General features: G+C 37.3%; 19 protein-coding genes. 8 read left to right on the top strand and 11 right to left on the bottom strand.

Going from position 1 to position 21,568, the window contains the following annotated elements:
* The first annotated feature begins 472 nt into the window (after positions 1–472).
* From codB to solA, 6 genes are all read left to right on the top strand, one after another.
* Positions 473–1,795, top strand: coding sequence for a cytosine permease (gene codB / locus NSQ77_RS13835; protein WP_339226622.1), 1,323 nt, complete (start codon positions 473–475; stop codon positions 1,793–1,795).
* A 33-nt stretch (positions 1,796–1,828) separates the two neighbouring features.
* On the top strand, positions 1,829–2,632 hold the full coding sequence (locus NSQ77_RS13830) for a creatininase (protein ID WP_339226621.1): 804 nt from the start codon (positions 1,829–1,831) through the stop codon (positions 2,630–2,632).
* Between the two features lie 59 nt (positions 2,633–2,691).
* On the top strand, positions 2,692–2,874 hold the full coding sequence (locus NSQ77_RS13825) for a hypothetical protein (protein ID WP_339226620.1): 183 nt from the start codon (positions 2,692–2,694) through the stop codon (positions 2,872–2,874).
* A gap of 258 nt (positions 2,875–3,132) precedes the next feature.
* A complete protein-coding gene (locus tag NSQ77_RS13820) occupies positions 3,133–4,362 on the top strand; it encodes a M24 family metallopeptidase (RefSeq protein ID WP_339226619.1) in 1,230 nt (409 codons plus the stop codon).
* 654 nt (positions 4,363–5,016) lie between these two features.
* Positions 5,017–6,099 carry a hypothetical protein gene (locus tag NSQ77_RS13815; protein ID WP_339226618.1) on the top strand — a complete coding sequence of 361 codons (1,083 nt, stop codon included), beginning with the start codon at positions 5,017–5,019 and terminating at the stop codon, positions 6,097–6,099.
* A gap of 178 nt (positions 6,100–6,277) precedes the next feature.
* Positions 6,278–7,447, top strand: coding sequence for an N-methyl-L-tryptophan oxidase (gene solA, locus NSQ77_RS13810; protein ID WP_339226617.1), 1,170 nt, complete (start codon positions 6,278–6,280; stop codon positions 7,445–7,447).
* 312 nt (positions 7,448–7,759) lie between these two features.
* Here solA and NSQ77_RS13805 read toward each other — a convergent pair whose 3' ends face one another.
* The 9 genes from NSQ77_RS13805 to NSQ77_RS13765 form a co-directional block, all read right to left on the bottom strand.
* Positions 7,760–8,716, bottom strand: a complete 957-nt coding sequence (locus NSQ77_RS13805; protein WP_339226616.1) for an ATP-dependent 6-phosphofructokinase — start codon at positions 8,714–8,716, stop codon at positions 7,760–7,762.
* A 247-nt stretch (positions 8,717–8,963) separates the two neighbouring features.
* Positions 8,964–10,064: a galactitol-1-phosphate 5-dehydrogenase gene (locus NSQ77_RS13800; protein ID WP_339226615.1), complete on the bottom strand. Its 1,101-nt coding sequence runs from the start codon at positions 10,062–10,064 to the stop codon at positions 8,964–8,966.
* Positions 10,065–10,083: 19 nt separating this feature from the next.
* Positions 10,084–10,245, bottom strand: a complete 162-nt coding sequence (locus NSQ77_RS13795; protein WP_339226614.1) for a hypothetical protein — start codon at positions 10,243–10,245, stop codon at positions 10,084–10,086.
* Between the two features lie 276 nt (positions 10,246–10,521).
* Entirely contained in the window at positions 10,522–11,193 is a 672-nt protein-coding gene (gene deoC / locus NSQ77_RS13790) for a deoxyribose-phosphate aldolase (protein WP_339226613.1), read from the bottom strand.
* Between the two features lie 80 nt (positions 11,194–11,273).
* Complete coding sequence (locus NSQ77_RS13785) at positions 11,274–12,305, bottom strand: zinc-binding dehydrogenase (protein ID WP_339226612.1); 1,032 nt, start codon at positions 12,303–12,305, stop codon at positions 11,274–11,276.
* Positions 12,306–12,420: 115 nt separating this feature from the next.
* Positions 12,421–13,680, bottom strand: a complete 1,260-nt coding sequence (locus NSQ77_RS13780) for a PTS galactitol transporter subunit IIC (protein WP_339226611.1) — start codon at positions 13,678–13,680, stop codon at positions 12,421–12,423.
* 75 nt (positions 13,681–13,755) lie between these two features.
* Positions 13,756–14,037 (bottom strand): PTS sugar transporter subunit IIB, encoded by a 282-nt coding sequence (locus NSQ77_RS13775; protein ID WP_339226610.1) that lies wholly within the window; start codon positions 14,035–14,037, stop codon positions 13,756–13,758.
* Positions 14,037–14,525 carry a PTS sugar transporter subunit IIA gene (locus tag NSQ77_RS13770; RefSeq protein ID WP_339226609.1) on the bottom strand — a complete coding sequence of 163 codons (489 nt, stop codon included), beginning with the start codon at positions 14,523–14,525 and terminating at the stop codon, positions 14,037–14,039. The genes NSQ77_RS13775 and NSQ77_RS13770 overlap by 1 nt, the downstream gene beginning before the upstream one ends.
* Positions 14,526–14,557: 32 nt before the next feature.
* Positions 14,558–16,618 carry a BglG family transcription antiterminator gene (locus tag NSQ77_RS13765; protein ID WP_339226608.1) on the bottom strand — a complete coding sequence of 687 codons (2,061 nt, stop codon included), beginning with the start codon at positions 16,616–16,618 and terminating at the stop codon, positions 14,558–14,560.
* Positions 16,619–16,850: 232 nt separating this feature from the next.
* Here NSQ77_RS13765 and tkt point away from each other — a divergent pair, with 232 nt between their 5' ends.
* Both tkt and rpiA read left to right on the top strand, forming a co-directional pair.
* Positions 16,851–18,869 carry a transketolase gene (gene tkt, locus NSQ77_RS13760; protein ID WP_339226607.1) on the top strand — a complete coding sequence of 673 codons (2,019 nt, stop codon included), beginning with the start codon at positions 16,851–16,853 and terminating at the stop codon, positions 18,867–18,869.
* A 28-nt stretch (positions 18,870–18,897) separates the two neighbouring features.
* Positions 18,898–19,593: a ribose-5-phosphate isomerase RpiA gene (gene rpiA, locus NSQ77_RS13755; protein WP_339226606.1), complete on the top strand. Its 696-nt coding sequence runs from the start codon at positions 18,898–18,900 to the stop codon at positions 19,591–19,593.
* A gap of 178 nt (positions 19,594–19,771) precedes the next feature.
* On the opposite strand, the gene NSQ77_RS13750 is transcribed toward rpiA, so the two are convergent.
* Positions 19,772–20,191, bottom strand: coding sequence for a heme-binding protein (locus NSQ77_RS13750; protein WP_339226605.1), 420 nt, complete (start codon positions 20,189–20,191; stop codon positions 19,772–19,774).
* 186 nt (positions 20,192–20,377) lie between these two features.
* The gene (locus tag NSQ77_RS13745; protein ID WP_339226604.1) at positions 20,378–21,352 is read right to left on the bottom strand and encodes a BadF/BadG/BcrA/BcrD ATPase family protein; all 975 of its coding nucleotides are present in this window, start codon (positions 21,350–21,352) and stop codon (positions 20,378–20,380) included.
* Positions 21,353–21,568 lie beyond the last annotated feature (216 nt).

Genomic DNA, 21,568 nt, shown 5'->3' with positions numbered 1-21,568 from the left:
CTTCCTCTCCCACTGAATGTTGGCACCACAAGGGTATGACACAATGTCCTCCCCCATCTCCACACATATTGTTTCCCTCTCGTTTAGAGGCTGGGGGTATTACAGACCAGACCGTTAATGTGTAATAAAAATGGCTGTTTGATTGTGTGTGACATCCTTACTTGATTATTTCATCCACAATTAATAGTCTTTTTTTAAATAAAAAGCCCATGAAAGGAGGAATACATGGTTTACCTCACTATTAGTTGGAAAAGGAGGCTAAGAATGACAGAATAACCTTTAACGGAAAAAAACAATTCAGGGAACGACACTCTATAACAGCGCGCATTCCATCGTGTCGAAGACCTTTGACTTGAGCTATATATTAAAGGTCGTTTTATGTGTATTTGTAATCAAATACGATTACAATTCCAAAAATATTTAAACAGGATTCATGGAACAAGCCAATCATATTGTGAAGGGTGTGTTAATATTGAGCCAGAAAGTATCAAAGGAATATGTTGATGTTGATTATACGTTAACCCATGTGCCGAAAAATGCAAGAAAAGGCTGGGTACCCATTTTTGCTGTTCTACTTGGATTTACGTTCATCGTTACAACGATGGCAGCTGGAGCAAATCTCGGAACGTCTATGCCACTTGGTGATTTAATTACAGTATTATTGATAGGGAACTTAATTCTCTCAACCTATGTTGGTGTATTATGTTGGATTTCAGCAAAAACAGGTTTAAATACGATCCTTTTGGCTCGATACACACTAGGGAAATTTGGTTCAAAGTGGACAAGTATCATTTTGGGCGGGACACAGGTCTTCTGGTATGCCTTTCAGGCTGCCTATATGGGAAAAGTATTTACCGCAGCTCTCGGTTGGGAAGCTTATTTTGTTCCGGTAACCATATTTTGGTCACTCTTCATGGGCGCTTTTGCCATCTGGGGAACGAAAGGAATGGAAATAGTAGCTTACTTATCCATTCCACCATTTCTCTTTTTAGCTTACAAGATTCCTCAAATTAGCATAGAAACTGTTGGAGGTGTTCGTGAACTTTTTGCAATCGAACCTACTACCACGATAACTTTTGCTGCAGCTATTACAATAATTATAGGCGCTTTCATCTCCGGAGGAACGCAGGCTCCTAACTGGGCTCGTTTTGCCAAAACTCCCAAAACAGCATTTTCAGTGGGATTTTTAGCCTTCTTAATAGGAAATGTTGTAATGGCTATTTCCGGTATGCTAGGTGGATTAGTTATGCAAGAAGATGATATGGTTAATGTTTTATTACAAATGGGAATTATTGTATGGGCCATGTTCATATTAATCTTTAATATTTGGACAACGAACACGACTGCAGCCTATTCCTTCGGCGTTGCTGGTGCTGAATTTTTCAATAAACCGAATAAAGTTCCTTTTGTAATTGGAGGACTTATCATCGCTACCATTATGGCTGTAACCGGAATCTATGAGGTGTTCATTTCATTCTTAACGTTTTTAGGTATTTTTGTTCCATCTCTTGGTGGTTTGATTATCGGTGATTATCTATTTAACTGGAGAAAGTCAATGCCAAGAATTGAAGAAATGAAATTTAAAATAGTTCGATCTTCGAATTTAATTGCTTATGTACTGGCTACATTAGGTGCATATTTAACTTCTGTTTTTGAGATAGGACTTCCACCGCTTAATGGAATACTGCTTGGAATTGGATTGGTTTATGTGATGAAAAACATTTATAAATTATTGGGAATAGATGATCGCCATCAGACTCCAAGGGAAACAGAAGTTGTTGAGATTTCTAGTTGAACATAAAAATAATAAATAGAGAGGATGATTCAAATGAGTCAACTTTTTGCAAAAAACATGACATGGCAGGAATATCAATCTAAAGTGGAGGATTATATTCTTATTTTACCAGTTGGATCTACGGAACAACATGGCCCTCATCTGCCATTAGGTGTTGATTGTATCATATCGGAAAAATACAGTGAGTCTATTGCAGAAAAAGTAAAAGCAGTTATTGCACCAACAATTACTTACGGCTACAAGTCACAGCCAGCAAGTGGTGGTGGCCCCTTATTTCCTGGTACAGTTGACTTAAACGGCTCTACTTTAACCTCCCTGCTTTATGATGTATTGAAAGAATTTATTGCTGATGGCTGGAAAAAGATATTAATTATGAGCGGCCATTATGAAAATGATGCCTTTTTAGCAGAAGCTTGTGATCTTTTATTAAGAAATCAAAAAGAGGACTTCCCTAAAATCCTTTTATCAAATTGGTGGGATAATATATCACCAGAACTTATGCCAACAATTTTTGATGAAGTAGAATTTAAAGGATGGGGAATGGAACATGCTGCTATTACAGAAACATCCATGATGATGTACTTCACTCCTGACCTTGTTCATGAAGATTTGATTACAGATGATGGAATAGATAGCCCACCAACCTATCAGCGATTTCCTGCTTCAAAAGATTTAATACCAGCTTCTGGATCTCTTTATACTGGAAAATCTAGTACAGCTGAAAAAGGCCGTTTCATAGTTGAGGATGTAACAACTAATATAATTTCGTTTTTACGGAAGGAATTTGCTGTTGACCTGAGTGAAAACTATATCACTAATGCGAGTGCCAAGAACTAAAGCGCAAGCGCCCGGTTAGCGACATACGGACTGCGCCCCGTACTGTGGGGTGGTTCGGCTTGTCGAACATTCTTACGAAGGAGATAAAGGAAACACGGCGACCGCAGGGAGTCGATGTTGACTTATCGTACGGAGGTGAGGGAAGTCTCGCTAGTCGCTGGGCGCTGGAGCTGGACGTGGCTGTCCCAGTAACTAAGTTATCCACAGCACTCAAATTTTATAGTTTCCTAAGCAATAAATAAATTCCTTTTGTTAGTTATTTAAATGGCTAGTAACCATTTGAAAAGCAATCTGTAAAAATGATATACACATCATTTTTAACTATTATACAAAAGCTGCCCTACCTAATATAATAATGTTATAGAATTTACCCAACTAATTGAAAGCGTATTCAGTTGTATGTAAGAACAATTAGGTTTAGATTATTATGCATATTGGCAACGACTTTTATGCGTAATTCTAAATAAATAATTTTGAATACCAGAAAGGGGAAATTGTACATGCAAAAAGTAACCGAATTGGAAAGAACTAAAATCCTAGAAAATGGTGGTAAAGTAACATCTACCTTTTCTAGGCAGGAGATGGAAAACCGCAATTCAATTTTACGCCGAAACATAGCTGAGCTCGATATCGATGCTGTATTATTCACATCCTATCACAATATTAATTATTATAGCGATTTCCTCTATACATCATTTGGTAGATCTTATGCACTTGTTGTAACTCAAGATAAACATTATACAGTTAGTGCAAATATTGATGGTGGTCAACCATGGCGCCGCAGTTTTGGTGACAACATTGTGTATACCGATTGGAAAAGAGATAATTACTTATACGCAGTGAAGAAAGTGTTAAACGGAGCTTCTATTAAGCGTCTTGGTGTGGAAGATGATCATTTGACACTTGAAATGCGTCAGAAAGTAAAAGAAGCTTTCCCAGATGCTGAACTTGTAGACGTTTCTAAAGTAACAATGAAACAACGTATGATTAAATCTCAGGAAGAAATTGAGTTAATTAAAAATGGAGCTAGAATTGCTGATATCGGCGGCGCTGCAGTAGTTGAAGCAATTGCTGAAGGTGTACCAGAATATGAAGTGGCCTTACACGGTACGCAAGCAATGACTCGGGAAATAGCTCGTACTTACCCACACGCTGAGCTAAGAGATTCATGGATCTGGTTCCAATCTGGAATTAATACAGATGGTGCGCATAACTGGGCAACAAGCAGAAAAGTAAAACGTGGAGAGATTTTAAGTCTAAACGCCTTCCCGATGATTGCAGGTTACTATACTGCATTGGAGCGTACGTTATTCTTAGAAGAGGTTCCAGAACGTCATCTTGAATTATGGGAGATTAATGTGAAAGTACATGAAAGAGGTCTTGAGTTAATCAAGCCTGGTGTGAGATGTATGGATATTGCTGCTGAATTGAATGAAATTTATATAGAACATAATCTTTTACCGAATCGGACTTTCGGTTATGGACATTCATTTGGGGTTCTTTCACATTATTACGGGCGTGAAGCTGGGCTGGAACTTCGTGAAGATATTGAAACTGTTTTAGAACCTGGAATGGTCGTTTCCATGGAGCCAATGATTATGATTCCAGAAGGTCAACCTGGTGCTGGTGGATATCGTGAGCATGATATTCTCGTTATTGGTGAAGATGGAGTGGTAGAAAATATCACGAAGTTCCCTTACGGACCAGAGCACAACATTATCAAAAAATAATTTATTCCGCTTTCACATATGGGTGTTCAGTTATCTATATGAACACCCATTTTTATTACTACCAAGGTTTTCATTTTAATAGTTTTATGAATTTTTTATGGCAATTATATCACTAAAAGAGATGGATTACTTATTTTACCATCATTATTATTGAAATCTTTAGAAACTCCGGTTTTCAAGGGTAAATCCATTTTTTAATTCCTTGCCTGCCACCTTGATCTTTTATGCCTTCACTAGTAGAGATGGGAGCTATCTTTTTTTATCACTATACATGATTACGCTTTCATTTTATAATAAATTCTAACCTTAAACAAATTTCAGAATAGTGCCAGTTTGAATTTTAACTGAGGCTTGAAAAACCTAATTACGAATCATCTGTCTTGTTCTCGATGAGCAGCTAAGATTTGTAGGCGACATGTCCTGTGGCTCTGAGTGGTCCCCTATCTATCAAAACATAAATTGCGAAAGGAGGCATAGAGAGAAAATTAAATCGCCTTATTAACTGGAATATTTGTTTTTGGATCCAATGATGAAGCTTCTCGCGAACAATTTGATGCAGATGGATATATGAATATTTTCTTGTCTCAATAAAGATGATACTAAAGATCTGACTAGGAATTAGCATAGTCTATAAAAATAAAAAGGAGACAATTTATGTTTAGAATACTAAAGATTTCTGGTGCTATTATTGGAGTTATAATCGGGGCTGGCTATGCCTCAGGTCAAGAGGTATTACAGTATTTTACTAGTTTCGGGCACGGAGGTACTTATGCAGGCATTTTGGTTACTGCTTTATTAGCTTATATGGGAATGATTATGACATATATAGGAAGCCGTCTTAATGCTAAATCACATAAGAAAGCTATCTATCAAATCAGCGGGCGTTATTTAGGACTGATTTTAGACGGCATTCTTATATTCACCTTATTTGGTACAGGGGTTCTTATGATGGCTGGTGCCGGCTCCACCCTTAATCAGCAGTTTGGTTTACCGGTTTTCATTGGCAGTTTGCTTATGGCTGTTATTGTGGCAATTTCTATGATGCTGAAAGTCGAGAAAATAATTTCTGTCATTGCAAGTGTTACACCATTTTTATTAGTATTTGTTATATTTATGTTTATTTATAGTTTGAGCACAATGGACATGTCATTTGCAGAACTAAGGCCAATTGCAGAAAGTCAAGACAAACCATTCGATAACTGGATCGTAGCTTCCATAAACTATGCTTCCTTATGTATTGCATTGGGGGTTTCAATGTCACTTGTTATTGGTGGGGAAGAAAAAGACTCACGTATTGCAGGTATTAGTGGGTTAATCGGGGGACTTGGTATAGGAATCATGGTTCTCTTTGCTCACTTAGCAATTTTCTCCAAAGTTGATACCGTTGCATCATACGATGTGCCATTATTACAGATTGTTGAAGAATTCTCACCTGCACTTGCCATTATATATGCTGTTGTTTTGTTTGGAATGATCTTCAATTCAGCTCTTGGGATGTTCTATAGTTTTGTTGCCAGGTTTTTTAAAATGGGAACAAGGAGAGCGAATATTGCAACAATCATTACATTAGCGATTGGGTTTGCTTTAAGTTTTGTTGGCTTTACTACTTTAGTATCTAAGTTTTATACGCTTGTAGGTTACCTAGGTTTATTACTAATGTTAATCCTTATCTATGCTCCTTTTAAATTAAAAAGATCAGAACAAAAAGGTGAATTAAAAAGGGATAAAATAAGTTAAAGAAGAAAATCCTCGATGGTTCCTTGCAAGATAAATATTATGATAATTCTAAATATAATTATTAACATTTCTCTAATAAACAAGTGAAATTAATTTTATGAAACTATGAGTCAAATAAGGAACTCTTACTAAAAGTAGGAGATCAATAATATCCATTAATTATTAAGGGGGATTTTATATGACAAAACATTATGAAGTTATTGTTGCAGGTGCTGGTTCTATGGGAATGGCTGCTGGTTATTATTTAGCGAGACAGGGAGTGAAGGTTTTACTCATAGACTCCTACAACCCGCCACATGATCAAGGGAGCCATTTTGGTGAAACTCGAATCATTCGACATGCTTATGGAGAAGGCAGAGAATATGTTCCACTCGCTTTAAGAGCACAAGAACTTTGGAATGAATTAGAAAAGAAGTCACATCTTAAAATATTCTCACAAGTTGGTGCAATGGGATTTGGACCTAAAGGTAATGCACCATTTATCGATGAAGCAATCGATAGTGGAAAAGAGTATAATTTAAATGTGGAAGAGCTTAGTGGTGCAGAGATGAAAGAGCGCTTCCCAGGACTGAATGTTCCAGATGATTATAATGCATTTTTTGAGCCTGATTCAGGGTTCTTATTTAGCGAAAATGCTATCCAATCATACAAGGAACTGGCTCTGCACCATGGAGCAGAGGTTTCATTTAACAATCCAGTTACAGATATAGAGGCATATGAAGATTCAGTAAAAGTGATAACAGAAAACGCAGAATTTACTTCGGATAAGTTAATTCTTAGTGCTGGATCTTGGAATGGAAAGTTAACTGAAAAATTAGGCTTGGATCTACCACTTTACCCAACACGTCAGCCTGTCGCTTGGTTCGAAGCTAATGATGAATTATTTAATACAAATGCATTTCCAACATTTATGGTTGAGGTTCCAAATGGTGATTCAAGAGCAATTTACTATGGATTCCCAACTTTTGATGGTTGCGGGTTAAAAATTGGCCGACATGATTATGAGGATCATATTGATCCAGATACAATGAACCGCGAGTTCGGATCAGACGAAAACGATGAAGGTCATATCCGTGAGTTTTTGGATCAATTCATGCCAGAAGCATCTGGTGCATTAAAGAAAGGGGTCATTTGCATGTATACAAGAACCCCAGATGGCCACTTTATCATTGACAAGCATCCAGAGCATCCTCACATCTCAATTGCTGCTGCATGTTCAGGACACGGATACAAATTTGCTAGTGTCATTGGGGAAATTTTATCTCAATTAGCATTAACTGGTGAAACCGATCATGATATCTCGATCTTTAAATTGGATCGACCAAGTTTAAAGAATTTAGTAAAATAATATATTTGGTTTCTCCAGAATAAAGCATCTGAAATACTTGATAAAAATCAAGTATAGCCTAGTGGACAAAGCTAAGTCTGTCCTCCTAGGCTTTTTTAATTTAAAATGCGATTGCAAATTCCTTTTCTGGTTCATTTAATCGATACACAGCTTGAAGCATTGAGCATACAATAAATTATTTTAACTTATGGACATTCGCAGATGAACAAGCCGCCAGATATGTTAAAGAACATAAAACTTTATGCTTTATTTTTTATCAAACGACATAAAGGAGATATCAGCCTTGTAATTTAAGCGCTGCGCATTAAACGGTCAAGCATTCTGAAGTATTTCTAATAAACGATAGCCTTCCAGTTTACTTTCCTTGTCAATATCTATCCTATCAAAATCAACATCTATAATTCTATTTTCTTTAATACCTACAGCCTTGCCAGTTTGCTCATTCATTATTAATTCTATTGCCGCAATGCCCATTCTGCTTGCAAGTATTCTATCAAATGCAGATGGGTTTCCTCCCCACTGTAAAAACCCTAATGTAGAAGTTCTTACAGAAATATTCAGTTTTTCCTGTATATCTTTTTGTAATTCCTGTATATCATATAACCCTTCTGTTATAACAACAATATTGTCTCTTTTTCCATTATTTATTCTCATATCTAATGTGGAACAGATTTTATCTAAATTTAATTTCCGTTCCGGAGTAGAAATGATTTCCCCTCCACCTGCTAGAGCTGAAAATAAAGCCAAATCCCCGCAGTTTTTCCCCATTACCTCTACGATCGTTGTTTTATCATGGGAAAGGCTGGTATCTTTAATTTTATGAATACAGTCTAAAATCGTATTTACAGTCGTGTCAAAACCGATCGAATAATCTGTATAGGCCATATCATTTTCAATTGTGGCAGGTATACCAACCGCTTTTATACCAAGCTGTTGAATTTTTTCTGCCGCAGCAAAGGATTTTTTATCACCAATTATAACGAGAGCATGTATTTCGAACTTTTCCAATGTATCCTGAATTTTTATTTCCTCAATTTCTCTTAATTCAGGACTTCTGGATGTTTTTAAAACTGTCCCGCCTGTATCCGTAAAGTTTTCCAAATCAGACGATGTTAATGGATAAATGGCCCCTTCTATTAAGCCTTGGTATCCATAATTTATACCCACGACATCAATATTATAATAATTTGCTGCTTTAACGACATCACCAATCGCCGTATTCATTCCAGGAGCATCTTCACCGCTTGTTAAAATCCCTATTCTCATCATTTGTAAACACATCCAAGTTATATATTCTAAGTAATTCTATTATTTATATATAAACAAATATTTTGTTTGTTGTCTAATTAAATTAATATATCATATCTCGTTACTTCATACGATAATTTGGCCCAATTTAACAGAAAATACTATACAAGATTCCTTTTAGGACCCTGTATAGTAGTAATATCAGATTTAATTCAATCAAAGTTGTTTTTAATTAACATACAGAAACTTCTTTAAATTACCTCAATATTTATTTTCCAGCTATTGCTTCCTCAATATTTAATTCACTGGATACTTCCATTTTTTCTGGATTAAAAATAACTTTAACTGAATCTATCTCTCTATTAATAACTTTTTGGAATGCCCCCGGGCCCTCTTGCAATGATAACTTATGAGAAATCATTGGTTTAACATTGATTTGGCCAGTACTCATATAATGTACTGTCGATGACCATTCCTTTCCTGGAAAAGGTGCTGAGATTGCATTCCATGAACCGTAAATGGTTAATTCATTACGAACAATTTTTTCAAAATAGAAACGTTCAATGTTAATATCTGCATATGGAATTCCCATAAATACTACTTCCCCACCCTTTTTGGGTAAGGCAAATACTTGTGCAGATGTAATTGGAGAACCTGCAGACTCAACAGCCAGATCAACACCTCGCCCGTTTGTATACTCCATAATTTGCTCATGGGCGGGTTTTTCCAATGAGTTAACTGCTACATCAGCACCAAGCTTCTTAGCAATTTGCAGTTTCTTATCATCAATATCAATTGCATATACTTTTTTCGCACCGAAAATTTTTGCCCATTGTACTGCTAGAAGTCCGATACTTCCTACTCCCATAATTGCAACCTCTGCCCCCGGCTGAATTTTCGTACGATAAAATCCGTGTGCAACTACTGCAGAAGGTTCTACCAATGCAGCTGTATCATAATCAACATTATCTGGAAGGGGAACGATGTGGGTTGCAGGTAATTTTGTATATTCAGCATAGGCGCCAGGGTGACGCGCACCAATTACACTAAGGTTTTCACAGCGTGCTGGTTCGCCGCTCAAGCAATTTTCACATTCTCCGCAAATAAACGCAGGGCATCCTGCAACACGATCACCAGCTTTAATTCCTTTAACTGCTGGTCCAACCTCTGTTACTTCACCAGCAAACTCATGACCAAACGTCATGCCCTCTACATACGGTCCGAGTTTTTTGTATCTGGAGGTATCGGATCCGCAAATCCCAACTGATTTCACTTTAATAATAACATCATTATCATTTTCGATTACTGGAACTGGTGTATCCTCTTCAAAACGAATATCTTGCACACCATAAAGATTTAACGCTTTCATCTCAGCCACCTCATTCTATCTAGTTTGCAGACTCATTTTTTGCTTCTTTTTTTTTGCTGAAAAACAGTTTATATGCTGCGAATCCAACAATAATCGTGTTAAAAATTAATTGGTATTCAAAATAGAATTCACTTATTCCTCTCAAAGGTCCCAACATAAAGTCTAAAAGTGTATCTACCATTTTAACCCTCTTTTCTATGAAAAGTGATAAAGTAAAACTTCATTCAGTGGGATTCCCTTCCTCCCCCACTGAATGTTAGTACCTCAAGGGTATGACCTAAAGGCCCTTGAACAGAATCAGGAATTTACGGGATGTTTATACCACGTGGGTATGACACAAGGCCCTCCCACAACCTTCACGTTTTAGTTTTCTCAAGCTTTAAGGTGGGATATTACAACCCGTTAATGCGTGATAAAACGATTAAGTAGTATACTTAACCGCTTCGACACGATATTCTTAATATGAAGCCTCTGAAACACCGCCACTGATAATTGCTACTGCACCACTTGCCCCAATGCGATTTGCCCCAGCAGCGACAATGTTTACTGCATCTTCAAACGTTTTAACTCCGCCAGCAGCTTTTACGCCAATTTTGTCACCTGCTACAGAACGAAGTAATTTAACATCTTCAACTGTTGCTCCGCCGCCGTTAAAGCCAGTTGCTGTTTTTACAAAGTCAGCGTCAGCTTCGATGATTAATTCCGTAACTTTTACTTTCTCTTCATCTGTTAATAACGCTGTTTCAATAATAACTTTTGTTGTTAATCCTTGAGACGCTTTAACAACTTCAGCAATATCATTTCTTACTACGTCATATTCACCTGATTTAAGAGCTCCCAGATTAACTAGCATATCGATTTCTTCAGCACCATTTTTAATAGCTTCTTTTGTTTCTTCGACTTTTACATGTGTTGTTGCACCACCAAGTGAAAATCCTATTGGAACTCCGACTTTAATATTGTGCGGAGATAATAGACTATGTGCATATGACACATAATATGGATTCACAAAAACAGTTTTAAAACCATATTCGATCGTTTCTTCACAGAATGCTTTAATATCCTCTTTACTTGCAGTTGGAGTTAATAGTGTATAATCAATCATGTCAATAAGTTGTTGTTTATTCAATTTCTTTCTCCCCCTCACCTTTGTAACAAGGTATAATGTAATTCAGACGTTCGCTCTGAAAAGTTTTACTAAATTTTTGATCACTCCACAGGTGTTAACAAAACTTTAATTGCTTCCCCACTTTTTATCGCTTGATATGCTTCATCCCATTGGGTAATGTTGAACTCATGTGTTACTAAAGCCTTTGCATTCACTTTCCCATCATTCATTAAGGCAAGTGATGGTTCCCAATCAGCTGATTTTTGACTTCTGCTGCCCACTACGCGAATTTCTTTTTGGATAATTTTTTCAAGATCAAATTGAATTTCATGTTGAGCAAAAATACCAACTTGTGCATATTGTCCTTTTTTGCGAAGTATATCCAGGCCTTGTTTCGCAGCCGGGACCGCTCCAGAGCATTCCAATACTACATCGGCGCCATAACCATTGGTTAATTTATTGACAAACTCTTTTAGATCTTCTTCCTGTGTATTAACGGTATAATCAATACCTACTTCAATTGCTTTATCCAGACGAACCTTATCATTTGTCAGTCCTGTAATGATTACTGTAGCACCATGACTTTTCGCTACCTGAGCCGCTAACAATCCAATGGGACCAGGACCAATCACAACTACAAGATCATCTGGATTAATTTCTGTTTTTTCAATTGCATGATGTGTACATGCTAGTGGTTCTGTCATTGCCGCTGACTGATAGTCAACATTTTCTGGCAAATGATGGACACTTTCTTTATGGGCTACTAAATATTTGGCAAAACCACCATCTTGCTGTGAACCAAGGCCTTTTCGGTGGTTACAAAGGTTATAGTCACCTGATTTACAGTATTCACATTCACCACAAATATAGAAAGTGGTTTCTGAAGTAACACGATCACCTGGTTTAAATTCCGTTACTCCTTCTCCTACCTCAACAACCTCTCCAGAAAATTCATGTCCAAGTGTTACAGGAGCTGCAACCTTATAATGTCCTTCATACGTATGAATATCAGATCCACAGATACCCGCATATTTCACTTCAATTTTCACTTGGTCTTTTCCAGCTTGTGGTTCTTGTTTATCTTGAATTTCCAGGTTACCGAATCCGAGTTCTGTTTTAACTAATGCTTTCACTATGAATTCCTCCTGTTGCTTTTGTTTAACTCGATCAATTAATTAATTGTATATAGCTTTTTGGTGAAAGTTTTCACAATTAGACACGGTTTAACGTTATAAAGAATGAAGCCTTCTAGTTAAAAATCTCAAAGACTCTCCAGATTATCCAGTTTACTAAGTTACCACCCTGGTCGATACTTGAAACCATTGCTGAGCCTTCAGGTAAATTAATGCTTGCAGTTGAAGCCATTTCAGAGAAGAGTGGCGCAATGTCTGTTGCCATATAAAGTGAAAGTGCAATCATAACCGAACCAACAATAACCGAGTGGATAATGTTCCCTCTAGCTGCACCTACTACGAATGCAACCACAAACGGAATTGTAGCTAAGTCACCAAATGGCAGTACAGCGTTACCAGGTAATACAACTGCTATAAGAACTGTAATTGGTGTTAAAATAAGAGCGGTTGCAATTACAGATGGATGTCCTAACAGTACTGCTGCATCCAGCCCGATATTAATTTCTCTATCGCCAAAACGTTTGTTTAACCATTCACGAGCTGATTCTGAAACAGGCATTAACCCTTCCATCAAAATCTTAACCATACGTGGCATCAGGACCATTACAGCAGCCATTGAAATACCAATGTTAATAACATCTCCAACACTGTATCCTGCTAATGCACCAATTGCTGCACCTAAAATCAAACCAATTACCATGGAATCCCCAAAGATACCAAAACGTTTTTGAATGGAATCTGGGTCTGCGTGTAAATTTTTCAATCCAGGAATTTTTTGTACTACTTTTACTAAATAAATGAAAGGTGCATAGGAAATTGTACTTCCTGTTGCAACGGAAACACCTGGCAACTCATAAAAATCACTAACCATCGGCTGTGTCCAGTCTGCAACTTTCAGACAAACAATCTGGAATATAACTGCCGCAATTAAACCTTGGACAATACTGCCTGACACCGTATACACAACTGCTGCCATAAATGTATAATGCCAGTAGTTCCAAATATCAACGTTCATTGTTTTCGTTGTCTTCGTTAATAGCATAATAACGTTTACAACTAATCCCAGTGGAATAATAAATGCTGCTACAACAGATGCCCAAGCAATTGATGATGTTGCTGGCCATCCCACATCGATCACATTCAGGTCTACTCCTAAACGCTCAACCATTCCTTGTGCTGCTGGACCTAAGTTGAGTGTTAGCAAATCAATAACTAAGAAAATACCAACAAAAGCAACCCCGATTGTTAAACCTGAACGAATCGCTTTACCGAGCTTCTGACCAAACACAAGTCCTAAAATCATGATTGCTACCGGTAGAATAACAGTCGCTCCTAAACCTAAAAAGCCTTGAATAAAATCTACGAATGCTTGCATCCTGATACCCCCTAACAAATTCAACATAAATCTCGATATTACGCTAAGTGCTTATCGAGATTTATGTTTGGCTGCTTATTTTTGAAGTTCGTCTAAAATTTGTTTTTTTGTATCTTCAACACCAATACCAGTTAAAAATGTACGTGCATTAATTACTGGGAATGGGTATTCTGTTTTCGTCATTGCAGTTGTAACCAATAGATCTGCTGTATCTACATATGCACCAACTTCAGCAATTTTGATTTGTTTTAAATCAACTTTAATGTTGTTTTCTTTTGCTAATTCTTCAATTGCACTGTTTACAACAGTTGATGTTGCAATACCTGCTCCACATGCTACTAATACTTGCTTCGCCATTATCTCTCACCTCCTTCAAGTGCTACAAAATCCAGCTTTTCCTCCAAAAGACTTTTAATCTTTGATTTGTCTGTTTGCCTTACAAGGTACTTCAATGTATCCTCTTCTTGAAAAACTTGCATTAACTTTTGGAGTAAAGAAAGCTGTGAATGCGCTTCATCCATTGCTAACATAAAAACTAGCTGTACAGGTGTAGTTTCACTATCGTCTCCCATGATTACAAAATCAACTGGGTTCTTTAAAACAGCAATACTAATCGTTTTTTTGTTGACATGCTCCACATCTGTGTGCGGAATTGCTACAGATACTCCTGCTGTTGGAAGCCCTGTCGCAAACTCACCTTCTCGTTTAATAATCGCAGGAACAAAGCTTTCTTTCACTAAACCTCTATCCACTAGATTATTGCCAATTGCTGCTAATACCTCTTCTTTACTATTGCCTTCCACATCTAGTAGAATGACAGATTCATTGAAAAATAACTCACTCATTCTTTGCACTCCTATTCTTTACTTCTGTCTTACTAACTTCTGTCAGAACTATAAAATTTTATAATTTCATGAACCTCTTCAATAGAACTCGCATTGATTATTTTGTTCGTATCTTCTTCAGATCCTGCCAAATTCATTAATTGCATCAAAGCATGTATATGCTGTTTTTTATCCACTGCAGCAATTACAAAAATTAAATGAATCGTATAATCCTGGCTGTACTGTACACCTTCTTTTAATCGTAAGAGGGTCATGCCAACCTCATTAACACCGTCTTCCGGTGCAGCGTGCGGGATTGCTATATTTGAACCAATTACAATGTACGGATCATCCTTCGAGTGGTGAATCATTGCATGCACATACTCTGGAAGTATTTTGCCTTCTTTTATTAATGGATCGGCACTTATCCGTATCGCTTCTTCCCATGAACCAACCGAATCTCTTAACGTAATATTCTCTGGCACAATTAACTCATCCAAATCGAATTCTCGCTGTGCAGCATTCTGCCTTACCACAGCAGAATCATCATCTCGATTAAAGTATTCCTCTAAATCTTCTATTAAAGCCTTTTCATTATTGATTGCAGAATGCCTTTTAATTATATCTATGACATGATAAACATTAATATCATTGGGAATATACCCATGAATAGCAAGCATCACTTGCTTTCTTAAACGATAACGTTCCTCTTGCCCAAGAAATACTTTTGAGATAAATAATTTTTTCTCTGTTTCCAATTGGGTTGGTGAAAAGACGATATCGTAATCTAACTTATAATCGAGAAATTCCCTTACGGACAAAGAGTCCAAAAATACAAATTCCGGAAATAATTCTTTCAGTTCATTAAACAATAATTTTGAAACGGATACGCCTTGCGGGCAAACGACAACTGCTTTTATTTTTTCTTCAATACTTTCACCTTGCCGATTCATCCACCCACCAATAAGCATCGTTATAAAAGTGGTTTCGCTTTCAGGAATATCATCACCGATTAACTCTGCAAGCGGTCCAATCGAGCGCTTTACGAGATGATGCAATTCCTTAAACTCCTTGCTCAAAGATCCTTGAAAATTGATCGTGTCTGTAAGGTGATATTTTATTCGATAATATGCTGGCTGAAGATGCTGTAAAAGTTTGTCTAATAGCTGATTGCGCTCCTGCAAATAAATACAAGCACTTTTTTCAAATTGTCTGAGCATATCGTTAATAGCTGGTACTAGGTTCGGTATTGCTTCTTCATTGATGTATTCTGACCAATAAACATTTGTCGTCAAAAGATGCAGGGTGATGAACAGGCGCTCAGTCACTGGAATTTCATTGAAATCATATAAAATTTCCTCGGTAGCCTGGTACTCTTTCGTATCCGATAGCTCCTCATAGCGGATGGAAAACGAGTTAATCTCATTGCCCTTTTGTATCCTTCTTAATATCAGAATCAAAATGTATGGCATCGTTACCAATTTTTCATCCGTAAATTTTAAGTTTAACTTATTCTCCACTTTCTCAATACGCCTTTTGAATTCATCCAACAAATCATTTTGAATGCCAGATAAATCTTCTAATCTATTTTTCCCATTACTCATTTGCAGTACTTGATGCGTTATATGGATGAGTAATTTGCGTACCTGAAACTCGTTGCCCTCAATCAAATATCCATGTTTTCGTGAATAACGGATTGTCAAATCGTAATCATCCAGGAATACCTGGGCTTGTTTCATATCATTGAGAACTGTATTCTTGCTAACTTCCAATTCGATTGTAAAATGGTTTAACGACAGCTCTTCTTCGGAACTTAGCAACATCAAAATAATTAATTGAACACGCTGCTCTTCCGTAAATATTGCTGAAGCAACAGCACCTTCATAACTACTATTAAGTTTTGAAAAAACAGCCTGATCAATCACAAATTGACCTTTTCTTGTTCTTTCTATTGCTGGAAGACTATTTATTTTTAACCATTCATTAATCTTCGTAAAGCTATAACCAAGCTGTCTTCTTGTTAATGCATGTTTCTCTTCTAATGTCATACTTGTTACACTTGGATTACTCATCAAATCATTTAAGATCCTCTTATCGCGATCGCTTAGTACCACTCGTAATCCTCCTTTAGCTCTATATTAACACCTATTATACATTATTTGAATTCGTTTTCATCCCAAAAAGCAGGACATCAATTGTACAATGTTGTGATTTACACAGAAAATACAAATTTGTACATATATTCTTCACAATTGCGTACAATAAAATGCTTGTTTTTGAAAACGGTTCATTATACGATAGGTATGTAATACATATAACATTTATAAAATAAAGGAGCATTTACTAATGTCAACAAGCATCGAGAACTTATCCATTAACACCATTCGTACATTATCAATCGACGCAATCGAAAAGGCGAATTCCGGGCATCCCGGCTTGCCAATGGGGGCTGCTCCAATGGCTTACACACTATGGACGGATTTTATGAACCATAATCCAAAGAACTCAAAATGGTTTAACCGTGACCGTTTTGTCCTCTCAGCAGGTCATGGATCAATGCTTTTATACAGCCTGCTTCATTTAGCCGGTTATAACCTTTCAATAGATGATTTGAAAGCGTTTCGCCAATGGGACTCAAAAACTCCAGGTCACCCGGAAGTACATCATACAGATGGAGTGGAAGCAACAACGGGTCCACTTGGCCAGGGCATCGCAATGTCTGTTGGTATGGCAATGGCCGAAGCACATTTAGCTGCTAAATTTAATAAAGAAGATCTCTCTGTCGTGGATCATTATACGTATGCACTTGTAAGTGATGGGGATTTAATGGAAGGAATATCCCATGAGGCTGCTTCATTAGCCGGCCATTTAGGGTTAGGCAAATTAATCGCACTCTATGATTCTAACGATATTTCTTTAGATGGTGATTTAAATAAATCTTTCTCTGAAAATACCGAGCAACGTTTCACAGCATATGGATGGCAAGTTCTCCGTGTTGAATATGGAAACGATGTCAATGAAATCAGAAAGGCGATTAAGGAAGCACAAGCAAATAAAACCCAGCCAACTTTAATTGAAATTAAAACGGTAATTGGTTATGGTTCACCAAATAAATCTGCATCCGCTGCATCACATGGTTCACCGCTTGGTTTGGAAGAAACAAAGCTAACAAAAGAATTTTACCGTTGGGAACACGAACCCTTCCATGTACCAGAAGAGGTTTATGCTGATTTCAACGAAAAAATTGGCAGAAACGGAGAAAAAAAGGAAGCAGCATGGAATCAATTGATTAAAACATATACTGAAAAATATCCAGAACTAGCAAAAGAGCTTCAGCTGGCAATTCATGATGAGCTTCCAGTAGATTGGGAGAAAGCTTTACCAGTCTTTGAGGCTGGACACGATACCCTTGCCACTAGAGCTTCTTCTGGTAAAGTTCTGAATGCTATTGCAAAAGCAGTACCTAACTTCTTTGGCGGGAGTGCTGACCTAGCAGGATCCAATAAGACAATGATAAATGGTGAGGGCGATTATTCCCGGGATAGTTATGAAGAAAGAAATATTTGGTTTGGTGTACGTGAACATGCAATGGGAGCTGCTTTAAATGGAATCGCTCTTCATGGCGGATTAAAAGTATATGGTGGTACATTCTTTGTCTTTAATGACTATTTACGCCCAGCTATTCGTCTGGCATCCATTATGAAAACACCTGTTACTTACGTATTTACCCATGATTCTATTGCTGTTGGAGAAGATGGCCCGACACATGAACCAGTTGAACATTTAGCAGCATTACGTGTCATTCCTGGACTATCCATGATTCGTCCTGCTGATGCCAACGAAACAGCTGCTGCATGGCGACTAGCACTGGAATCCAAAGATCAGCCTACAGCACTTGTTTTAACAAGACAAGATTTACCAACATTGGAATCAACAAAAGAAAATGCCTATGAAGGTGTTAAAAAAGGTGCCTATATCGTAAGCAACTCCGAAAAAGAGACACCTGATGCACTATTATTAGCAACCGGATCAGAGGTTCAACTGGCGATTGCTTCCAAGATAGCATTGAAAGAAAAAGGTATTGATGTGCGCGTTGTCAGCATGCCATCATGGGATCGATTCAATCAACAAGATGCAGCATATAAAAATGAAGTAATTCCTCCTCATGTGAAGGCACGTGTGGCAATCGAAATGGGATCCACTTTTGGCTGGGAGCGCTATACAGGTGAACAAGGCACAGTTCTCGGAATTGACACTTTTGGTGCATCTGCACCAGGTAATCAAGTGATCGAAGCGTACGGATTTACAGTTGAAAATGTTGTTAAGCATGTTGAATCTGTATTGAACGTGGAAGTTATTTCATAATTATTTCACGAATAGGAGATGTTACACGATGCAAAATGCAGACTCATTAAAAAAGTTAGTTGGAGAAGAGGCAGCGAATTTAGTTAAAGACGGCATGAAAGTCGGCCTGGGATCTGGATCTACCATATACTGGATGGTGAAAAGACTAGGCGAACGTGTACATGAAGGGCTTAATATTACAGCTATTCCTACTTCCAACATAACAGCCAAATGGGCAGACGAATTCGGTGTACCACTTACTGATTTTTCAAAGGTACAGCAATTGGACATAGCAATTGATGGTGCTGATGAAGTAGATGAAAACCTGCAGCTTATCAAAGGCGGTGGCGGTGCATTACTGCGCGAAAAAGTTGTCGCAGCTGCTGCAAAAGAGTTTATTGTTATTGTTGATGAGTCTAAGCTTGTAGCCCATCTGGGAGCATTTCCGCTAGCTGTAGAGGTAACGCCTTTCGGTTGGGAACGAACATCAACAACCATTGAAAAATTAGGCGGCAAACCAGCATTGCGCCATAAAGATGAAGAAGTGTTTATTACCGATAATGGCAACTACATTTTGGACTGCTCCTTTGATGAAATTCTAGAACCAGAAGCATTGCAAAGGGATTTAAAAATGCTTGTCGGTGTTGTTGAAACAGGGCTGTTTGTAGGGATGGCTGATAAAGTTATTGTTGGAAAAGCGGACGGTGTTTTTAGTATAGCTAAGCAACCGTTCAGGAACTTTTAATCTGTTTATTTTATTAATAGCAATATATTGCTCGCTATATATATTAAATTAGCAGATTATAATTTTGCTGCATGAAGTTATGTTTCAGTTTATAAATTTGCAATAAGGAAAAGCAGTGAACGGTTTTCAATCGTTCACTGCTTTTTAATGTCTATTAAGCATCAATTATTCGATTAAACTATACATATTTTATATTCTCAAAAACATCTACAGCTGCCTCAGCTACTTGAACATCATGGTCTACAGAGCTGCCGCTCACGCCTACGCCACCTATAATCTGATCATTTTCCACTAATGGTATTCCTCCACCGAAGAGAACGATTCTCCCGTTATTAGTGGTGTTTACACCATAAAGTTCAGCGTTTGGAACAGCAGCTTCAGCTAAATCTGACGTTGGCATTTTTAATGCAACAGATGTCCAAGCCTTATTCTGCGCTATGTCGACACTAGCTAGCCATGCATCATCCATGCGATGTACTGCGGTTAAATTTCCACCTTCGTCTACAACGGATATAACCATTGCAACTCCCATATTTGTCGCTTCTTGCTCAGCACCTTCAATAAGTTTTTTTGCTAATTCTAGATTCATTTTGGTCAACTTCAATTCCTCCTTCGATTTCTTGCTGTTGATTACTCACGATAGTAACTAGCTTTTTGGCAGTACACCTGATTACATGTTACATTCTATAATAATCGATATTATTAGACAAATTAAAAATATTTAAAGAATAATAAATGAATCAAACGGTGCATTTATTATTCTTTAATAAAGCTTTTGATTCAGTTAATGTAACCTATCATAAATAAAAGACTCAACAAAATCAGAACAAACCACGATATTTTCTTCAATCAAGGCAGCTACAACTGCTCCACCAACAGGCTCCATTTTAGGCACAATTAGCAATGGATTTAATTGTTGCTGGCGTATTTCCTCTTCGATTATCGTCTGAAAAAGATCGAGTCGATTAAAGATCCCGCCGGTTACCACTATAGGTATCTCTTCTCTTTCATAAAATAACTTTATTAGCAAAAAGGCAATCGATTTCCCCATATATTCAGCATTTTTCCGAATGATTTCCTGAGCAACTTGATCACCATTATCAGCTGCTTTCATTACTATTTTGCTTAAAGATGCTACTCGTTCTTTCTGGTTTTTTTCTTGATATACAAAATGGATAATATCGGACAGTTTAACCGCTTGAAAATGTTCGAGTAGGGATTCACTGATTATTGTAGACTTCCCTAATCCATCATGTGCCAAGAAGGCTGCCTCTAATGCATCACGCCCAAGTGCAAATCCGCTTCCCATCTCACCAATTAAATGTCCCCATCCCCCAATACGAGTTGAGACTCCCTCTTTATTTAAACCAAAGGTAATGGAGCCAGTTCCTGCAATTTGCACAATTCCTGGTTTACCCAGAGTACCTGAATACAGAGCATTAATAGCATCCGTTTCTACTGTTATATTGACATGTTCCGGTAATAAATCAGTAAGAACTTTTTGCACCATATTTTTAGTTGCTGGATGACCGACGCCAGACATTCCTGCAAATACATGTTTTAATTGGAAAAAGCAAGAAGTATTCTGCTGCTTTAATAAAGTGAATAGATTACACAGCTCTTTTTTCAAATCCGATTTCTTTATACTATTTGGATTGGTAGGACCTACTGTTGCTTCAGCAATTTTTTCTCCATTCAGCTTTGTTATAACACCTTTCGTTTTTGTGCCCCCGCCATCAATTCCTAGAACATACATCATAACTAGCCTCCGCCACTATTTATTTGGTTGATTTCTAGTAGATTATATGTAAAGAGAAAAATGATTATTAGTTAGATTAGGGGGATTTTAATATTGAGGAACAAGGTGATAAAGCATCGAATGTTTAATAAGGTTTGTCGTTCAGACACTTATTACAGTCTTCATTATCTATCAGAAAAAGCCATCATAATCCATAAAAAAAAGAAGCTAATAATT

This window comes from Oceanobacillus sp. FSL K6-2867 (assembly GCF_037963145.1).
Classification (GTDB): Bacteria; Bacillota; Bacilli; order Bacillales; family Amphibacillaceae; genus Oceanobacillus.
This window is presented reverse-complemented; position numbering and strand designations above follow the sequence as displayed.